The 17,196-nt window shown below is 72.9% G+C and carries 14 protein-coding genes; 5 read left to right on the top strand and 9 right to left on the bottom strand.

Going from position 1 to position 17,196, the window contains the following annotated elements; translation table 11 throughout:
- Nucleotides 1-210 precede the first annotated feature (210 nt).
- A complete protein-coding gene (locus GA0070562_RS21230) occupies nucleotides 211-681 on the bottom strand; it encodes a hemerythrin domain-containing protein (protein ID WP_091425038.1) in 471 nt (156 codons plus the stop codon).
- A gap of 235 nt (nucleotides 682-916) precedes the next feature.
- Between GA0070562_RS21230 and GA0070562_RS21225 the strand changes: the two genes are divergently transcribed.
- Nucleotides 917-2,083 (top strand): serine hydrolase domain-containing protein, encoded by a 1,167-nt coding sequence (locus GA0070562_RS21225; protein WP_091425036.1) that lies wholly within the window; start codon nucleotides 917-919, stop codon nucleotides 2,081-2,083.
- Nucleotides 2,084-2,143: 60 nt separating this feature from the next.
- On the opposite strand, the gene GA0070562_RS21220 is transcribed toward GA0070562_RS21225, so the two are convergent.
- Complete coding sequence (locus GA0070562_RS21220; RefSeq protein WP_091425034.1) at nucleotides 2,144-2,797, bottom strand: response regulator transcription factor; 654 nt, start codon at nucleotides 2,795-2,797, stop codon at nucleotides 2,144-2,146.
- Nucleotides 2,785-4,011: a sensor histidine kinase gene (locus GA0070562_RS21215; protein ID WP_091425032.1), complete on the bottom strand. Its 1,227-nt coding sequence runs from the start codon at nucleotides 4,009-4,011 to the stop codon at nucleotides 2,785-2,787. Before GA0070562_RS21215 ends, GA0070562_RS21220 begins: the two co-directional genes overlap by 13 nt.
- A gap of 167 nt (nucleotides 4,012-4,178) precedes the next feature.
- Between GA0070562_RS21215 and GA0070562_RS21210 the strand changes: the two genes are divergently transcribed.
- The 3 genes from GA0070562_RS21210 (at nucleotide 4,179) to GA0070562_RS21200 (ending at nucleotide 8,799) form a co-directional block, all read left to right on the top strand.
- On the top strand, nucleotides 4,179-4,385 hold the full coding sequence (locus GA0070562_RS21210) for a hypothetical protein (RefSeq protein ID WP_091425030.1): 207 nt from the start codon (nucleotides 4,179-4,181) through the stop codon (nucleotides 4,383-4,385).
- A gap of 224 nt (nucleotides 4,386-4,609) precedes the next feature.
- Nucleotides 4,610-5,992 (top strand): glycoside hydrolase family 43 protein, encoded by a 1,383-nt coding sequence (locus GA0070562_RS21205; RefSeq protein WP_091425028.1) that lies wholly within the window; start codon nucleotides 4,610-4,612, stop codon nucleotides 5,990-5,992.
- A gap of 53 nt (nucleotides 5,993-6,045) precedes the next feature.
- Nucleotides 6,046-8,799: a beta-L-arabinofuranosidase domain-containing protein gene (locus GA0070562_RS21200; RefSeq protein WP_091425306.1), complete on the top strand. Its 2,754-nt coding sequence runs from the start codon at nucleotides 6,046-6,048 to the stop codon at nucleotides 8,797-8,799.
- A gap of 61 nt (nucleotides 8,800-8,860) precedes the next feature.
- On the opposite strand, the gene GA0070562_RS21195 is transcribed toward GA0070562_RS21200, so the two are convergent.
- From GA0070562_RS21195 to GA0070562_RS21175, 5 genes are all read right to left on the bottom strand, one after another.
- Nucleotides 8,861-10,054: a hypothetical protein gene (locus GA0070562_RS21195; RefSeq protein ID WP_091425027.1), complete on the bottom strand. Its 1,194-nt coding sequence runs from the start codon at nucleotides 10,052-10,054 to the stop codon at nucleotides 8,861-8,863.
- Nucleotides 10,041-10,574: a SigE family RNA polymerase sigma factor gene (locus GA0070562_RS21190; protein ID WP_091425025.1), complete on the bottom strand. Its 534-nt coding sequence runs from the start codon at nucleotides 10,572-10,574 to the stop codon at nucleotides 10,041-10,043. Before GA0070562_RS21190 ends, GA0070562_RS21195 begins: the two co-directional genes overlap by 14 nt.
- 96 nt (nucleotides 10,575-10,670) lie before the next feature.
- The gene (locus tag GA0070562_RS21185) at nucleotides 10,671-11,489 is read right to left on the bottom strand and encodes an endonuclease/exonuclease/phosphatase family protein (protein ID WP_091425023.1); all 819 of its coding nucleotides are present in this window, start codon (nucleotides 11,487-11,489) and stop codon (nucleotides 10,671-10,673) included.
- Between the two features lie 114 nt (nucleotides 11,490-11,603).
- The gene (locus GA0070562_RS21180; protein WP_091425021.1) at nucleotides 11,604-13,559 is read right to left on the bottom strand and encodes an elongation factor G; all 1,956 of its coding nucleotides are present in this window, start codon (nucleotides 13,557-13,559) and stop codon (nucleotides 11,604-11,606) included.
- A gap of 154 nt (nucleotides 13,560-13,713) precedes the next feature.
- Nucleotides 13,714-14,652 carry an SDR family NAD(P)-dependent oxidoreductase gene (locus GA0070562_RS21175; RefSeq protein ID WP_091425019.1) on the bottom strand — a complete coding sequence of 313 codons (939 nt, stop codon included), beginning with the start codon at nucleotides 14,650-14,652 and terminating at the stop codon, nucleotides 13,714-13,716.
- A 104-nt stretch (nucleotides 14,653-14,756) separates the two neighbouring features.
- Here GA0070562_RS21175 and GA0070562_RS21170 point away from each other — a divergent pair, with 104 nt between their 5' ends.
- Nucleotides 14,757-15,422, top strand: coding sequence for a TetR/AcrR family transcriptional regulator (locus GA0070562_RS21170; RefSeq protein WP_091425016.1), 666 nt, complete (start codon nucleotides 14,757-14,759; stop codon nucleotides 15,420-15,422).
- A gap of 63 nt (nucleotides 15,423-15,485) precedes the next feature.
- Here the strand turns inward: GA0070562_RS21170 and GA0070562_RS21165 are convergent, their stop codons facing one another.
- Nucleotides 15,486-17,147 (bottom strand): RICIN domain-containing protein, encoded by a 1,662-nt coding sequence (locus GA0070562_RS21165; RefSeq protein WP_091425014.1) that lies wholly within the window; start codon nucleotides 17,145-17,147, stop codon nucleotides 15,486-15,488.
- Nucleotides 17,148-17,196 lie beyond the last annotated feature (49 nt).

Raw genomic sequence — 17,196 nt, 5'->3', positions numbered from 1 at the left:
GTACGCCCCGAGGGCGGCCCGGCGTTCATCGACAACGCGATCCTCGGCCCGCTGCGCAGCAAGCGCGTCGCGGCGCTCGACCGCATCGAGATCGCGTTCAACCGGGTCGGCGCGCAGCGGCCGAACCTGGACGCGCTCGCCGCCTGCGGCCTGAACTGACAGGGCCCGGTCGCGGCCCGGCGGTGCGCATCCGCCGGGCCGCGACAGTGGTCACAACGGCCCGAACACGTCGTCCGGGTCGGCGTCCAGCGTCAGCGTCTCCAGCACCGTCAGAAGCTGCCGTTCCTCGTACCGGAAGTGCGACTCCATGATCGCCGCCACGCCCTCCAGGTGCCGGGCCAGTTCCCCGGGCGGGGCGTCCCGGGCCACCGCCGCGCCCAGCCCGGTCAGCAGGTACCCGATCATCGAGTGGTCCTGCCGCAGCCGGTCCAGCGTGGCGCGCAGCTCGGGATGCCGCGCCGCGATCGCCGGGAAGAGGCTGCGGTCCTCGCCCTCGTGATGCGCGGTCAGCGCCGCACAGAACCCGTGGCAGAACAACAGCAGCTCACGTGTCGCCGGGCGGGCCGGCTCACCGTCGGCGAGCGCCCGCCGGGTCACCTCCAGCGCCTCGCGCAGCCGCTCGTGGACGGCTCGCATCTCGCGGCTCCAGGCCACCAGCCTGGTCTGTTCGCCCTCAGCCACGTGGCAAGGGCGAAGGGACGACGAGTGTCATCGTCGTGCTCCCTTCGATCCGGCGCCTCCATGCCTGACACGGTCTGCCACCGGCACGCGACGCTGCGCGGAGCCTAACCGGCGGCACCGGCGCCATCAAGTAGTGCCAGCGCTACCCCGGTTCGGGCAGCAGGCGGTATGGAACGTGGCGCCCGATTCTCCGAGGCTTGAGGCCGTACCCGTTCACCTCCCTCGAGGAGTTCCCATGATCCGCCGTACCTTCCCGGTCGCCGTCGGCGCCACGGCCCTGCTGACCGTCGCCGCGCTGGGTGTGCCCGCCGCGTCCGCCACGACCACCGACGCCCGGCGTCCCGCCGGCGACGCCGTCCAGCAGCGGTTGGACGGCCTGATCGCCGAGCACGGCTTCCCCGGAGCGCTCGCCTCCGTACGCCGCGACGGCCGGGTGCGCGACTACACCGCGGGGGTCGGCGACCTGCGCACCGGGGCCGGGATCCCCCGCGACGCCCGGGTGCGCGTCGGCAGCAACACCAAGACGTTCACCGCCGTGGTCGTCCTCCAGCTCGTCGGCGAGGGCCGCATCGACCTGGACGCTTCCGTCGAGCGCTACCTGCCCGGCATGGTGCGCGCCAACGGCAACGACGGGCGGCGGATCACCGTACGCCAGCTGTTGCAGCAGACCAGCGGCCTGCCCGACTACGACGAGGTCGTGTTCAGCGAGGCGCAGGACCTGGTGAACCGCCGCAGCGACTACTTCGACCCGCGCCGGCTGCTGGACGAGGCGCTCACCCAGTCGCGGCGCTTCCCGCCGGGTCAGAAGTGGGAGTACAGCAACACCAACTTCGTGCTGGCCGGGCTGATCGTCGAGCGGGTCACCCAGCGCCCGGTCGGCGAGGAGATCACCCGGCGGATCATCGAGCCGCTGCGGCTGCGCGACACGTACTGGCCGCAGACCGGCGAGCAGGACCTGCCCGGCCGGCTGCCGCGCGGATACGTGGCGGTGGAGCCGGGCGCGCCGTGGGTCGACGTGACCCGGATGGACCCGTCGCTGGGCTGGGCCGCCGGCCAGCTCGTCTCGACCCCGTCGGACCTGCGCACGTTCTTCGAGGCGCTGCTGGCGGGCAAGCTGCTCGAGCCGGCCCAGCAGGCGGCCATGACGCGTACCGTGCCGGCGCCCGATTTCGAGCCCACCGGGGTCTGGGAGTACGGCCTGGGCATCGCCCGGCACACGCTGCCCTGCGGCGACCACGCCTGGGGACACGGCGGCGACATCCAGGGCTTCCAGACGCGCAACCTGTCCACCAACGACGGGCGCAGCGCCGTGGTCGCGGTGACCGGGCTGCCGACCAGCATGGAGATGCTGGAGGCGGTCACCAGCACCGTCGACGCGGTCCTGTGCGACACCCGCCGCTGATCCGGGCCGCACCGCAGGCGCGCCGCCTCCCCGTGAGGCGGCGCGCCTGCGCGCGTGGGTCTACCGCCGGCCGTCGAGATAACGCAGCACGGCGGTGACCCGGCGGTCGGCGCGGTCGTCGGGCGGCAGGCCCAGCTTCGCGAAGATGTTGCGGATGTGTTTGTGCACCGCGCCCTCGGTGACGAACATCCGTTCCGCGATCGCGCTGTTGCCCAGCCCTTCGGCCATCAGCGCCAGCACCTCGTGCTCACGCGGCGACAGCTCGGCCAGCGCGGTGTCCGGCCGGCGGTTGCGGGCGAGCAGCTGCCCGACCACCTCGGGGTCGATCACGCTGCCGCCGGCCGCGACGCGGTGCAGCGCGGCGAGGAACTCCTCGACCCTGCCCACCCGTTCCTTGAGCAGGTAGCCGAGCCCGGACGCGCCGACCGAGAACAGCTCGGTGGCGAACGCCTGCTCGACGTACGCGGACAGGACCAGCACCGCGAGGCCCGGCAGGCGGCGTCGGGCCTCGACCGCGGCGACGATGCCCTCGTCGGTGTGGGTGGGCGGCATCCGCACGTCGACGATCGCCACGTCCGGCCGGTGGTCGTCCACGGCGGTCAGGAACTCCCCCGGTGTGCCGGCGGTGGCGACCACGTCCAGGTCCTCGGCGCGCAGCAGCAGCGCCAGCCCTTCGCGCAGCAGCGCGTCGTCCTCGGCGATCACGATCCGCATGGCAGCTCCACGTGCATCCTCGTCGGTCCTCCCGGTGGGCTGGTCAGCGTCATCCGCCCGTCGTAGGCCCCGACCCGCCGGCGGATGCCGGTCAGACCCGAGCCGCGCGTCTCGTCGGCGTCCCCGCGCCCGTCGTCGGTGACTGTGACGAGCAGCCGGTCCCCCTCCCGGCGCACGGAGACGTCCACGGCGCTCGCGCCGCTGTGCCGGACCACGTTCGTCAGCGCCTCGGCCACCACGAAGTACGCGGTGGCCTCCACCGCCGCCGCGCAGCGCACGTCGACGTCCACCGACAGGCGGCACGGCACCGCGCACGCCGCGGCGAGTCCGTCGAGTGCCCCGGCCAGGCCCCGGTCGCCGAGCACCGGCGGCAGGATGCCGCGCACCACCGTACGCAGCTCGCCGAGCGCCTGCTCGGCCGCGTTCTGCGCGCGTTCCAGGATCTCGTCGGCGCGGGCCGGATCACGCCGTACCGCGCGCCGCGCGGCGCCGAGCAGCACGTTCACCGCGACCAGCCGGTTCTGGGTGCCGTCGTGCAGCGAGCGTTCGATCCGGCGCAGCTCCACCGCGTGGGCGTCGAGCGCGGCGGCACGGGTGGCGGTGAGTTCGGCGACCCGCAGCGACAGGTCGACCCCGGGCGGCGGGGGCAGCAGCCGGCGGCCCGGCCGGGCCTGGATCCGCGCCAGGGCCGGCCCGGTCGTGGCCGTGAGGACCAGCCATCCGACTCCGAGCAAGCCGACAACGAGCGCGTCGCCCAGCCCGCCGATGTGCCACCAGACGATCCCGGGCGCACCGGCCCCCGGCGGCAGCAACCGGTACCACAGCGGGAACGTCAGGTCCTGCACGGCGTAGATCGGCAACGTGAACGCGATCAGCCCGGTGCCGAAGCCGAACGTCCCGTGGACGGCGACCCAGCGCAGCTCCCGCCGCACGACCGGATCGCGCAGGGCGGGGCGCAGAGCCTCCGGCGCCGGGCCGGGCGACGGGATCGGCGACCCCGACCGGGACAGCCGGGCACGCTCGCGGTCGGCCACCGACCGCACCGCCCGCAGCATCCCCGGTACGAGCAGCAGCCCGACCCCGCCGACGCAGGCCGCGGCCACGACGACCAGACCGAGCAGCACGCCGAGCGCCAGCACGGCGGTGCCGAGCCCGCCGACGAGGTGCTCCAGCGCGTCCACCGCGGCGCGGAACCGCCTGCGCACGTACTCCATTCCGGCCCACCCCCCGGCCGCCACGATAGGTCACCGCTGTCGCCGCCCGTCAGGGCCGGACGCGGAAAGTACAGCCTGCTGTACCCCGGCCGTCGTGCTGGCGGGATCGTTCCCGGCCGGTCGCGCGCCTAGCGTCGACGGGGAAGGACGCACCCGAGGAGGCAGCCGTGAACGACCTGGACCGCACCGCCGAGAAGACCGCCGCGACGACGACCCGGATGCGCCCGCTGCTCTGGCTGGTGCTCATCGTCAGCGTGGCCGCCAACGTGACGCTGTCGAGCGTTCTGGACAACCCGTGGGCTGGTTCGGCCTTCGGCGCGCTGGCGCTGGCGTGCGGGGTGACGCTGGCCGTGAACCACTACCGCAACCGCTGAGCGCCGCGGGGCGGGCCGTGACGACGGTCGGCCCGCCCTGCCGCGTTCGCCCGCGCGAGCGCCCCACCGGCTGTGGCGGGCGTGGTGACCGCCGCCGTCCGGTGGACAGGCCGGTTGCGTTAACGCTGCGAATCGATTGACAGTCGGCTATGTGAACGCCAAGCTAGGGGGCGTTGTTAGCGTTAACGCGGCCGTCATCTCCACCGCAGAGGAAGGCCACCGTCGTGCCCCTGACCCGACGCGCGTTCACAGTCGGCGCCCTGTCCGCCGCTGCCGCCGCCTCCGGCGCGCTCAGCCTGCCCCGCGCCGCGCTCGCCGCCCCGAACACCGCCTACGCGATGGTCTACTTCACCGAGACGCCGAACGGCCTCGGCGCCGACTACGGCCTGCACCTGGCCGTCAGCCGGGACGGCCTGAACTGGACCCCGCTGAACCAGAACAACCCGGTGGTCACCCCCACCGCCGGGCAGCTCGGCCTGCGCGACCCGTTCGTGCTGCGCAAGAGCGACGGGACGTTCGTGGTGCTGGCCACCGACCTCAAGGGCACCAACTGGGGGCTGACCAGCCAGTACCTGCACGTGTGGGATTCGGCCGACCTGACCGCGTTCACCGGCTACCGGCGCATCCGGATGCACACGCTCGACACCCACACCTGGGCGCCGACCGCGTTCTGGGACGCCGCCCGCGGCCAGTACGCCGTCGTCTACTCCGCCAACAACGGCCGGGACGTGCTGTTCGTCAACTACACGAGCGACTTCCGCACCGTCAGCGCCCCACAGGTGTACTTCAGCCCGAACTTCGGCGTGCTCGACGGGGACGTGGTGGTCGACGGCGGCACCACGTACCTCTACTACAAGAACCTCGACGACGGGTACCTCTACGGCGCCCGCTCCACCACCGGCGCGCCGAACAGCTTCACCACGTACACCAGCGGGCTGCGGCAGGGCAACGCGATCGAGGCGCCGCTGCTGCTGCGCACCAACGAGGGCGGCTGGCGGCTGTGGGGCGACTCGTTCAGCCCGGTCAACAACGACTACTACGCCTGGTCCACGACCAGTATCTCGGGCAACTCGTGGACGCCGCTGAACCAACGCGACTACACCCCGCCGCTGAACTCGAAGCACGGATCGATGATCGGCATCAGCGACGCCGAGTACGCCGGCATGGTCAACCGCTGGGGCACGCCGAACTGGGTCCGGCTCAAGTCGTCGAACCTTCCCGACCGCTACGTCCGGCACGCCGACCGGATCGCCCGCGTCGACACGTACCCGTTCGACCCGTACCAGGACCAGATGTGGCGCATGGTCCCCGGCCTGGCCGACTCCGCCGGCGTCTCCTTCGAGTCGGTCAACTACCCCGGCAACTACCTGCGGCACTACGACTACGCGGTCCGGCTGGACCCGAACGACGGCAGCGCCACGTTCCGCGCCGACGCCACCTTCCACCGCACCGCCGGCCTGGCGGACAGCACCTGGTCGTCGTTCCGGTCGCACAACTTCCCCACCCGCTACCTGCGGCACTACGACTACCGGCTGCGCATCGACCCGCTCGACGCGGGCTCCCCCGCGATCGACCGCCAGGACGCCACGTTCCGGGTCACCGCGTAACCGTCCCCACCACCACCGTCCCCCACCCACCGTCCCCCGCCATGGAGGCCGTCATGCCCGCTCCCCTGGTGAACCGCCGGTTCGTCCTGCGTACCACCGCCGCGACAGCCGTCGCGGCAACCGCCGGCGCCGCCGCCGGGTCCGTCGCCGCAAGTGGTACGGCACACGCCGCGCTGCCACCGGCCCGCCCCGACATCGGCGTGTCCGCGTACGCGTTCGACCCGGGCCAGGTACGGCTGACCGCCGGCCGCTGGCAGGACAACCAGAACCGGACGGTCGCCTACCTGCGCTTCGTCGACGTGAACCGGCTGCTCTACAACTTCCGGGCCAACCACCGTCTGTCCACCGGCGGCGCCGCCGCGAACGGCGGCTGGGACGCGCCGAACTTCCCGTTCCGCACCCACATGCAGGGGCACTTCCTGACCGCCTGGGCGCAGGCGTGGGCGGTGCTCGGCGACACCACCTGCCGGGACAAGGCGCTCACCATGGTCGCCGAGCTGGCCCGCTGCCAGGCCAACAACGGCGCGGCCGGGTTCAGCGCCGGATACCTGTCCGGCTTCCCGGAGTCCGACTTCACCGCGCTCGAGGCCCGAACGCTGAGCAACGGCAACGTCCCCTACTACTGCATCCACAAGACGCTGGCCGGGCTGCTGGACGTGTGGCGGCTGATCGGCAGCACCCAGGCCCGGGACGTGCTGCTGGCGCTGGCCGGCTGGGTCGACCAGCGCACCGGCCGGCTCACCTCGGCTCAGATGCAGGCCATGCTCGGCACCGAGTTCGGCGGCATGAACGCGGTGCTCACCGACCTCTACCAGCAGACCGGCGACGGACGGTGGCTCACCGTCGCGCAGCGCTTCGACCACGCCGCCGTGTTCAACCCGCTCGCCGCCAACTCCGACCAGCTCAACGGGCTGCACGCCAACACGCAGGTGCCCAAGTGGATCGGCGCGGCCCGGGAGTACAAGGCCACCGGCGCCACCCGCTACCGGGACATCGCCACGAACGCGTGGGCCATCACTGTCGGCGCACACACGTACGCCATCGGCGGCAACAGCCAGGCCGAGCACTTCCGCGCCCCGAACGCGATCGCCGGCTACCTGCGCAACGACACCTGCGAGGCATGCAACACGTACAACATGCTCAAGCTGACCCGGGAACTCTGGCAGCTCGACCCGGACCGGGTCGCGTACGCCGACTTCTACGAACGCGCGCTGCTCAACCACATGATCGGCCAGCAGAACCCGGCCGACGCGCACGGCCACGTCACCTACTTCACCCCGCTCAACCCGGGCGGGCGGCGCGGTGTCGGCCCGGCGTGGGGCGGCGGCACCTGGAGTACCGACTACAACTCCTTCTGGTGCTGCCAGGGCACCGGACTGGAGACCAACACGACGCTCGCGGACGCGATCTACTTCCACAACGACACCACGCTGACGGTCAACCTGTTCGTCCCCTCGGTGCTCACCTGGAGCCAGCGCGGCATCACCGTCACGCAGGCCACCTCGTACCCGGTCGGCGACACCACGACGCTCACCGTCACCGGTTCGGTGGGCGGCTCGTGGACCATGCGGATCCGGATCCCGGCGTGGACCAGCGACGCGTCCGTCAGCGTCAACGGCGTCGCGGCGGGCATCGCCACCACGCCGGGCAGCTATGCCGTGCTGACCCGCGCCTGGAACTCCGGCGACACGGTCACGGTCCGGCTGCCGATGCGGGTGGCCACGGTCGCCGCCAACGACGACGCCGCGGTACAGGCCGTCACGTACGGGCCGGTGGTGCTCTCCGGCAACTACGGCAACACCACGTTGAGCGGCCTGCCGACGCTGGACCTCGGCTCGGTCACCCGTACCGGCACCGGCAGCCTCGCGTTCACCGCGCGGGCCGACGGCGCCACTGTGAACCTCGGCCCCTTCTACGACGCCCACGGGCACAACTACACGGTCTACTGGCGGGTCGGCGCGGGCGGTGGCGGCGGGGAGGCGAGCTTCCGGCTCGCGAACGCGGCGAGCGGCCTGGTACTCGGCATCCAGAACATGTCCACCGCCGACGGCGGGCTCGCGCTGCAGTGGGGCGACACCGGCACCGCCGACCACGACTGGCAACTGGTGGTCGACGGGTCGGCGCTGCGGCTGCGCAACGTCAACAGCGGCAAGGTGCTGGGGGTGGAGAACATGTCCACCGCCGACGGCGCCCGGATCCTGCAGTGGGCGGACAACGGCACCGCCGACCACCTGTGGACCGTCGTCGACGTCGGCGACGGCAGCCACAAGCTGCGCAACGTGCACACCGGCAAGCTGCTCGGCATCTCCGGCGGCTCGACCGCCCAGGGCGCGTTCGCCGTGCAGGACCCGGACAACGGGAGCCTGGACAACCAGTGGCGGTTCCTGCCCAACGGGGCGCGGCGGATCCAGAACCTCGGCAGCGGGCTGGTGCTCGGCGTGCAGAACATGTCCACCGCCGACGGTGGCCTGGTCATCCAGTGGGGCGACACCGGCACCGCCGACCACCTCTGGACCGCGCTCGTGGACACCGGTGGCTACCTGCGGCTGCGCAACGGCAACAGCGGCAAGGTGCTGGGCGTCGAGGGCGGGTCGACAGCTGCGGGTGCCCGGATCGTCCAGTGGGCCGACAACGGCACCGCCGACCACAGGTGGCGGCTGCGGCACGGCGGGGGCGGCTGGTTCCGGATCCAGTGCGCGAACGGGGGCCGGGTGCTCGGGCTCAGCGGCGGCTCCGGCGCCCACGGCGCGCAGGCGGTCCTCTCCGACGACACCGGTGCCGCGCACCAGCGCTGGCGGTTCCTGTAGACCAGGCGGTGACGGTGGGAGCGGTCCGGCCGCTCCCACCGTCACCGGGTCGTTCCCGGGGTCAGGGTGTCAGGGCGTCCACGGCGGGCGTCCAGGTCGACTCGTCCCGCACGTCGTCGGCGACGGTGATCCCCTGGGCGATCCGCAGCAGCTCGGCCTGGGGCAGCCGGCCGCCGACGCCCTCGGAGCTGACCTGGACGACGATCCTGCCGTCGGCGCTCCAGATGTTGCAGAACCCGCCTCCGCGGGCCGCCCCCGGGTAGCACTTCGCCGCACCGGGCTCCGGTGACTGATTGGAGCTGGTGCTCGGCGTGACGAAGATGTGGAACCCGTCCCTGATCCCGCCCTCGACCGAGTCGAACGGCGCGGTCAGGCCCGAGGTCGGCAGGGGCTGCCTGGTGTACGTCGCGCCGCCGTAGTCGCCGGCGCGGGCGGTGGCGATGCCGCTCAGGCCGGGCATGGCGTGCGTGCCCACCTGGAGCGGCACGTAACCCCGCGGCAGGTAGCCCACCGTGAACGGCAGCGGAGCCGGCGTCGGCCCGGCCGGCTTGAGGCCCGTGACCAGGCCGCCCAGGTCCTCGAAACTCGGCGTCGCCGCGTCGTCGGAGATCGACGTGACGGCTGCCCAGGCGTTGGCGGCGTACTCCCAGGCGAACAGCTTGTTGCCCGGTTCCACCGGGTTGCGCGGGTCGAGGCCGAACGGCAGCGTCGCCTGCACCGCCCTGCGCCCGGCCACCCGAACGCTCCGGCCGTCCTTGACCGCGGCCGGATCGAAGGCGCCGGGCCGGTAGACGGTCAGGTACGCCCACAGGCTCGGCTTCGCCCCGGCGGCCGTCTTCTCCTGCTCGATCGCCTCGGCCTCGTCCGGGCCGACGGGCCTGTCGTTCGAGGTGTGACGGTCGGAGTAGACGGGGGCGATCTGGTACGCGGTCGACACGACGATCGGGTCCTGCACGTGCAGCGTGCCGGCGTCGTACCCGGTGAAGGTGAAGGTGAACGGCGAGGCGTCCGGCCAGGGGCTGACGCCCGGACGCGGCGCCCCGGACAGCGCCGAGGAGGTGCGCCTCGCGTCCAGGGTCGGCACCGTGATCGCGGCGGCGACCGCCACCGCGACGAGGCCCGCCGCGCCGGCTGTCGCGAACCGGGTCCGGCGGCGCCGCTCGGCGCGCCGCCCGGCCGCGACGATGTCGTCGACGGTACGGCCCATCGGCGGCTCGTCGCCGGTCACGGCGTCCACCAGTTCACGCAACTGCATTGGTCCACTCCCCTGTCGGCATGCCGGTGAGATTGAGGTGTTCGCCGCCGAGTGACTCGCGCAGCTTCGCCAGCCCGCGGGAGACCTGGCTCTTGGCCGTGCCCACCGTGCAGCCGAGCACGGCGGCCGTGTCCTCCAGGCTCAGGTCCAGGTAGTGCCGCAGCACCACGGCGGCCCGCTGCCGCGCCGGCACGGTTTCGAGCGCCGCCCGCAGGCGCATCCGCTCGTCGGTCGTCGCCGCCGTGTCCCGCACCGTGACGTCCGGCATGGCGTCGCCGGCCGACCGTTCGCGCCGCCAGGGCCGGCGGGTCTCGTCGATCGCGGCCCGGTACACCATGGTCTTTACGTAGAGATCGGGCCGTTCCAGCTTCCGCCAGCGCGGATAGAGCTTGACCAGCGCGTTGGCCACGGCGTCCTCCGCGGCGTGCCAGTCGCCGCAGGTCATGTACGCCAGCTTGCGCAGGGACGCCATCTGTGACGTCACGAACTCGCGGAACGCTTGCTCGTCTTCGGCTTTCAATCGACTGCCTCCTCGTGACGGAGGTAGAACGGCCAGACCCACCCGGGACGTTGCACGGGCGGCGGACCAATTCCACCGCGCGTCCGGAGACCCCCGTCAGTACCGTCCCGGTGGCGGCACGGACCACGAGCGGATCATGGTCGCCAGCAGCGCCGGATGGTCGGTCGTGCCGCGCATGTCCACCGAGCGGCGGCAACAGATCGTCACGCCGCTCGACGCCACGATCTGCTGCCGGGCACCGTCGTCGATCCGCCGGTAGCCGGCCGGCACGCACGAGCGCACGTCCGGCGTGCCACCGGCGCGCAGGTTGAGGTCACCGCCGACGACAGCCGGCGCGCTCCCGGCGTCGCCCTGGATGCCCGGCACCACCGCGCCGAGCAGATGCCCGCACTGGGCCAGCGCGACCTGGGCGCTGGTGTTCGCCAGGTGCGTGGTGCAGGCGTGGAGTCCGGCGGCCCGGACGCACAGCCAGACCCGCTCCTCCGGGTCGGCGAGGTCCTGCGCCGGGTAGGTCCCCCGGTGCACCGACGGCCGGGCGTCACGGTCGTCGAGGCGGGTCAGCAGCCCGATCCCGTACGGCTCGCCGTTGTTGCACCGGGTGGGACCGCGGGAGGGGCGGTCACCGGCGGCCTGGAACGCGGACACCACCGTCCCACCGGTACGGGCGGCGCGCAGCGTCCGCTCCAGCGTCACCACGTCGTCGCGGCAGATCTCGTTGAGCGTGACCACGTCGGGCGCCTCGGCGGCGATCACGTCGGCGGCCTGACGGACGGCCCGGCCGGTGTAACAGCCGGCCCGGCCGCTGTTGCACAGGTTCATCTGGAGCACCCGCAGCGTTCCCGTGCCGGTGGCGCCGGCGCCCGACGACCCGGCGGGCAGCCCGGCGACCACGAGCAGGCACACCGCGGCCAGCACCCGGCGGACACGCCGGGCGGGGCGGGTGGCCGGCTGCGCTGACAGCGGGGCTCCAACGGGTACGGGCGGCGGCGGGCGCCGGTGATCCTATCGCCGCAGCGCTCCCGTCGCCGCCTACCTCGGTACGGCCCGGAACCACGCCTCCCGGTCGTCCGGGTCGGGCCCGCGCCGGGGCAGCCTCGGCGGTTCCTCGCCGGTGACCGGCGCGTAGTGGTCGAAGGTGGTGGTCAGGACCGCCTCGCCGCCGGTGAGGTCGGGCAGGGCGGCGACGACCCGCGGCACCCGGGCGGACGGCAGGGTGCCGCTCACCTCCAGGTATCCGCCCGCGACGGCGGTGTCGTGGACGACCGCTCCGAGCCGGCCGAGCAGCGCCAGCACCGTCTCCACCGTGTGCCGGGGAAGGTCGACGTCGAACCGCTCGATCGGCTGGCACACCCGCGTGCCGGCCTGACGCAGCGCGGAGGCGACCACGACCGGGGCGAGGTTGCGGAAGTCCGCCGCCACCGTCGAGATCGACTTGTCGAACTTCTGGTGCGGCCGGCTCTGCCGGGGCCAGTACCGGGACGCCGTCATGGTGACGGTGCAGTCGGTGACCGGCCAGCCGTGCCGGCCCTGCCGCAGCGCCGCCCGCACGCCCTCCTCGGTGGCGGCGACGAACGCCGGCGGCAGCCGGCCCGGCTCGATCCCGGGACGGAACTCGATGCCGTGCCCGGCCGGGGCGGCCTCGATGCGCAACCCCAGCCCGGCCAGGTACGGGTTCCCGCGCTCCCGTACCCGCTCCTCGGCGCTGCCGGTGCCGGCGACCCGTTCGATGCAGGCGGTGAGCGTGCCGGAGAACCGCACCCGGACGCCGTACCGGTCCTCCATCAGGGCGGCCAGCACCTCCTTCTGGACCTCGCCGTGCAGGCGGATCACCGCCTCGGCCTGCTGCTCGTCGAGGCGCAGGTCCACCAGCGGATCCTCGTCGGCCAGCTCGGCCAGGCCGGCGAACATCGCCAGGCGCTGCGCCGGGTCGACCGGCTCGACGACCGCCTGCCGGGTCGGTGGCGGGAACCGGTAGGCGTGCCGCCGTGGCGGGTCGCCGATGTGCTGGCCGATCCGGGCCGGCAGGCCGCGCACCGCCGCGATCTGCCCGGCGGAGACCGACCGGCGCACCAGCACACCCTCGGGCTCGATGACGGCGATCTCGGTCACCGGCTCCGGACGGCCGTCGCCGAGCCGCACCCGGTCCCGCACCCGCAGACGCCCGGACCACAGCCGCAGCCAGACGCGCCGGCCGTGCCCGTCCCGGTCGACGGCGAAGACCGTGCCCGCCGGCGGGCCGTCCCGCGCCTCGCCGTACGGCAGCAGGTCGGCCAGCACGTCGCACAACTGGCGTACCCCGGCGCCGGTGATCGCCGAACCGCACACCGCGGGGACCAGCTCGGCGCGGCGGACCGCACGGCGGAGCGCCCGCCGGACGTCGCGGACGCGCACCGGCCGGTCGGTCAGCCAGCGCGCCGCCACCGCGTCGTCGACCTCGGCCACCTCCGCCACCACGGGTTCGGCGTCGAGGTCCACGGGATGCACCCGGGCCTCGCGGCGGCCCTGGCCGGTGACCGTGCCGAGAAGCACCGGCCGCGCCCCGAGCCGGTGCCGCACCTGGGCCGTCACCCGGTCCACGTCGGCGCCGCCCCGGTCGACCTTGTTGAAGAAGAACACGGTCGGTACGCCGATGCGGCGCAGCGCCCGCCAGATGGCGACGGTCTGCGGCTGGACGCCCTCCACGCTCGACACCACGAGCACGGCGGCGTCGAGGACGGCCAGGGACCGCTCGACCTCCGCGATGAAGTCGGGGTGGCCGGGGGTGTCCAGCAGGTTGATGCTCAGGTCGCCGATGGTGATCGACGTGACGGCGGCCCGGATGGTGATGCCACGGCGGCGTTCCAGGTCCATCGAGTCGGTCCGCGTCGTGCCGGCGTCGACGCTGCCCGGCTCGGACACGGCGCCCGCCTCGTAGAGCAGGCGTTCGGTCAGGCTGGTCTTTCCGGCGTCAACATGGGCGACGATTCCGAGGTTCAACAGGGCCAAGGCGGAGCTCCACGGTAGGACGGGCAAGGGTCCGAAGCGTGGAAGCTGCTCGCATCATCTCTCCTGGTGGTCGTCGTCGCGGCGGCGCTCGCCGCCTCCGTGCGGTCCTACCTTGCCCGCCCGCCGCGTTCGCCACCACCGAATTCGGGGCCGGCTACCTCGTGCGGGCCTCCGCGGCGGGGTGCTGTCGGGACCGGACGGGGAACCGCACCCCGGTGAGGTCCTCGGACACGGCCCAGAGCCGCTGCTGGACGGCCACCTCGTACGACTGCGGGCTGGAGGTGACGAGCCGAGGGTGACCCTTGACCTCGCGGCGTCCACCGGGGCCGTAGTACTGGCCGCCGAGCACGGCGGGGTCGGTGGCGGCGCGCAGGGTCGGCAGCGCGCCCATCGGGGGCGTCTGGGTGATCAGCGGCGCGAGCCAGGTGAGCGGAAGCCGCAGGGCCGCGGGGGTGTTGCGGGCGAGTTCGGTGCTGGACATGCCCGGATGCGCGGCCACCGCGACGGTGGTGCCGTACGGGGCGAGCCGGCGCTGCAACTCGTACGTGAACATCAGGTTGGCCAGCTTGGACTGACCGTAGGCGGCGGCCCGGCCGTACGAGCGCTCGAAGTGCAGGTCGTCGAAGTGGATCGCGGCGCGGATACGGTGGCCGGTGCTGCTGACCGTCACCACGCGTGAGCCGGGCACCGGCAGCATCAGGTCCAGCAGCAGCCCGGTGAGCGCGAAGTGGCCGAGGTGGTTGGTGCCGAACTGGAGCTCGAAGCCGTCCCGGGTGGTCCGCTTCGGGGTGTACATCACGCCCGCGTTGTTGATCAGCAGGTCGATCCGGTCGAATCGGGACCGCAGCGCCGCCGCCGCGGTACGGACGGAGTCGAGCGAGGTCAGGTCCAGCCCCTGCACCGTCACGTCGCCGGGCATGCCGGCCGCGGCCCGCGCGCCCTTCTCCACGTCGCGTACGGCGAGCACGACCGAGGCCCCGCGCTCGGCGAGCGCCTTTGCGGTCTCGTACCCCAGCCCGGTGTTGGCCCCGGTCACCACCGCCACCCGCCCACGCTGGTCCGGGATGTTCGCCGTCGTCCACGTCTCGCCCATGTCACGCCTCCAACTAAAGTACCGGAAGTATCTTGTACCGACGACGTTAAGATACTTCCGGTACGTTGTCAACGTACCGGGGGTACTTAAGTTAGGCTGGCGGCGTGACATTCCAGCGGGCGCGAACCGAGGAGCAGCGGGAGGTCCGCCGGCGGGCGATCCTCGACGCGGCGTCGGCGATGCTCGACGAGATGCCGGTGGCCGCCGTCACCCTGAACGAGCTCAGCCGCCGGGTCGGCCTGGCGAAACCGAACGTGCTGCGCTACTTCGAGTCCCGCGAGGCGGTGCTGCTGGAACTGCTGGACCGCTTCCTGCGGGAGTGGCTGACGGAGCTGGCGGACGAGCTGGCCGACGGCGTCGACACGAACCTGCCCATGGCCGGGCGGGCGACGGCGGTGGCCGCGATCCTCAGCCGCTCGCTCGCCCGGCGATCGGTGATGTGCGACCTGTTCGGCGCGCAGGGCAGCGTCCTGGAGCACAACGTCTCCGTCGAGGTCGTGGCGCGCTACAAGCGCGCCTCCCTGGACCGCCTCGCGACCATGACCGGCCTGGTGCGGAAGCACCTGCCCGAGCTGGGCGAGAACGCGACGCTGTTCAGCCTCCAGACCATGGTGCTGGCCGGCGCGCTGTCGGCGTACAGCACACCGCCGCCGAGCCTCGCGGCGGCCTACCGGGCCGAGCCCGAACTGGCCCGTCTGCACCTGGAGATGACGGACTCCCTGAACATGGCCCTGACCGCGACCCTCCTGGGCGTGCTGCCCCGCGACTGACCGGCTGCCCCGCGGCCGACCGGCTGCCCCGCGGACCACACGCCCTGCGGGGCAGCCGGATCGTCAGCACCAGGTGAGCGTCGAGTTGACCCGCGTGACGTTGCTGATCGTGTTGTTCGCCCCGCCGCACGGGCTCTGGGTGATGTTCGTGTTGGTGACCGTCAGGTTCTGGAAGCGGATGCCGGACGAGATCGGGAACTCGGTCCGCGAGGCGATCCGCACCTCGCCGCCGCCCGTCACCGTCCCGGACACCCCGGCGATGGTGACGTTGTAGCAGTTCTCCACGAGGATCGAGTTGTTTCCGGTGTTCGAGATGGTCACCCGGTCGACGACCGCGCCACCGGACTCCGACACGCAGAAGATCCCCCGCCCGCCGCCGGACGCGATCACGGTGCCGACCCGGATGTTCGTCGGGTACGAGCTGCCGATCCGGCCGTTCCGGTTGGCCATCCGGAACGCCGCGTACCCGGTGCCGGCGCCGGCGCCCTGCGCGTCGACGGTGCCCACGGTGGCGTTGATCGTGTCGTTGAGCAGCAGACCGGAGTAGCCGGTGTTGCGCGCGGTGACGGTGCCGATGGTCAGGCCGTCCACGCCGTACGTCTCCACGCCGTGCGCCCCGGTCCCCGACACGTAGACGGTGTCGATGCGCACGTTGCGCACCTTGACCGCCCGGTCACCGCCGTGGTTGTCGATCCGCACCCCCAGGCCGCCGGACAGCCGCATGTCGATCTGCCCGAGCGTCAGGTTGTTCACGTTGCGCATGAAGATCCCGTACAGCGGCGCCCCGGTGAGGGTCAGGTTCTGCACCTCGACGTCGGTGGTCCCCCGCGAGTAGACGGGCGCGTAGTCGCCCGATCCCGAGCCGGTCACGTTGATCGTGCCGCAGACCGCGAGCGTCGTGTACGACGGCAGCGACAACCGCGACCCCGCGCCCATCGAGCCGGAGCCGCGCACCACCACCCGCTGCTTGGCGGTCCGGCCGGCCGGCAGCGAGTTCACCGCGGCCTGCATCGCGGCGAGCATGTCCCCGCCCGAGTACACCGTCGACGAGCCGTTACGGGCCGTCCAGGTGCCGCCGTTCAGCACGGCCTCGGCCTGGTAGGAACCGCTGCCACACCCGGTGGACGGCGGCGGCGTGGTCGGCGTGCCGCCGGCGCCCACCCGGACCATCTGCCACTGCTGGTTGGTGCCGTTGAGGTCGGCGTACTGGCTGATCCTGGCGCCGTCGGCGGTCGACCGTTCCCAGACCTCCAGGGCCTTCCCGGAGTGCCTGTTGATCAGGCGGATGTAGCCGCTGTCCGAGTCGAGGACCTGGAACTGCTGGTTGGTGCCGTTGAGGTCGGGCCACTGCCGGAACTCCGCGCCGTCCGCGACGTTCCACTCCCACAGGTCCACCACCTTGCCGCTGTGGCGGGCCTTCAGGCGGTAGTAGCCGCTGCCGGAGGAGACGAACTGGAACTGCTGCCACTCGCCGTCGTTGCGGGACCACTGCTGGATCGCCGCGCCGTCGCTGGTCGAGGTGTCCCGGACGTCGAGGACCTTGCCGCTGTTGCGGTTGACGAGCACGTACCAGGCGCTGGTGTCGATGGTGGCCGCCTGCGCCGGCGGTGCGGCCGCCACGGCGACGCCGGCCACGGCGGCCAGCGCCGCCACCAGGACGAGCGCCAGGCCGGCGCGCCGGCCCCGTGCTGCGCGGGGCAGCGACGTCACTGCGGGGTTGAGCATCGTTCGACCTCCGAGAAGGGGTACGCCGAGTCCGGCGCAGCGGTTGTCG

The organism is Micromonospora tulbaghiae (assembly GCF_900091605.1).
GTDB lineage: Bacteria > Actinomycetota > Actinomycetes > Mycobacteriales > Micromonosporaceae > Micromonospora > Micromonospora tulbaghiae.
Note: the sequence above shows the minus strand (reverse complement) of the source record. Positions and strands in the feature narration are given on the sequence as shown.